Origin of the sequence: Comamonas sp. w2-DMI (genome assembly GCF_040187735.1) — a bacterium.
GTDB lineage: Bacteria > Pseudomonadota > Gammaproteobacteria > Burkholderiales > Burkholderiaceae_C > Comamonas > Comamonas terrae.
In genome coordinates this window covers 1-965 of the sequence record NZ_JBANEL010000085.1, presented here as the reverse complement: position 1 = coordinate 965, position 965 = coordinate 1, and the positions used below count along the sequence as shown (strand labels likewise).

The 965-nt window shown below is 63.9% G+C and carries 1 protein-coding gene; it reads left to right on the top strand.

The window, feature by feature from the left end; all coding sequences use genetic code 11:
- Window positions 1-965 (top strand): elongation factor Tu (gene tuf / locus V8Z74_RS26190; RefSeq protein ID WP_349712321.1); only part of this gene is annotated, 965 nt, incomplete at both ends.

Genomic DNA, 965 nt, shown 5'->3' with positions numbered 1-965 from the left:
ACCAAGCCCCACGTGAACGTGGGCACCATCGGTCACGTTGACCACGGCAAGACCACCCTGACGGCTGCCATCGCTACCGTTCTGTCGAAGAAGTTTGGCGGCGAAGCCAAGGCTTACGACCAGATCGACGCAGCGCCCGAAGAAAAGGCCCGCGGCATCACCATCAACACCGCCCACGTCGAGTACGAAACGGCCAACCGCCACTACGCTCACGTGGACTGCCCCGGCCACGCCGACTATGTGAAGAACATGATCACCGGCGCTGCCCAGATGGACGGCGCCATCCTGGTGTGCTCGGCCGCTGACGGCCCGATGCCCCAGACCCGCGAACACATCCTGCTGTCGCGTCAGGTGGGCGTGCCCTACATCATCGTGTTCCTGAACAAGGCCGACATGGTGGACGACGAAGAACTGCTGGAACTGGTCGAAATGGAAGTGCGCGAGCTGCTGTCCAAGTACGACTTCCCCGGCGACGACACCCCCATCATCCGCGGCTCGGCCAAGCTGGCCCTGGAAGGTGACCAGTCCGACAAGGGCGAGCCCGCCATCATGCGCCTGGCCGAAGCCCTGGACACCTACATCCCCACGCCCGAGCGTGCCGTGGACGGCGCCTTCGTCATGCCCGTGGAAGACGTGTTCTCCATCTCCGGCCGCGGCACCGTGGTGACCGGCCGTATCGAGCGCGGCATCATCAAGGTCGGCGAAGAAATCGAAATCGTCGGTATCAAGGACACCCAGAAGACCACCGTCACTGGCGTGGAAATGTTCCGCAAGCTGCTGGACCAGGGCCAGGCTGGCGACAACGTCGGTCTGCTGCTGCGCGGCACCAAGCGTGAAGACGTGGAACGCGGCCAGGTGCTGTGCAAGCCCGGCTCCATCAAGCCCCACACCCACTTCACCGCCGAGGTGTACGTGCTGTCGAAGGACGAAGGCGGCCGCCACACGCCCTTCTTCAACAACTACCG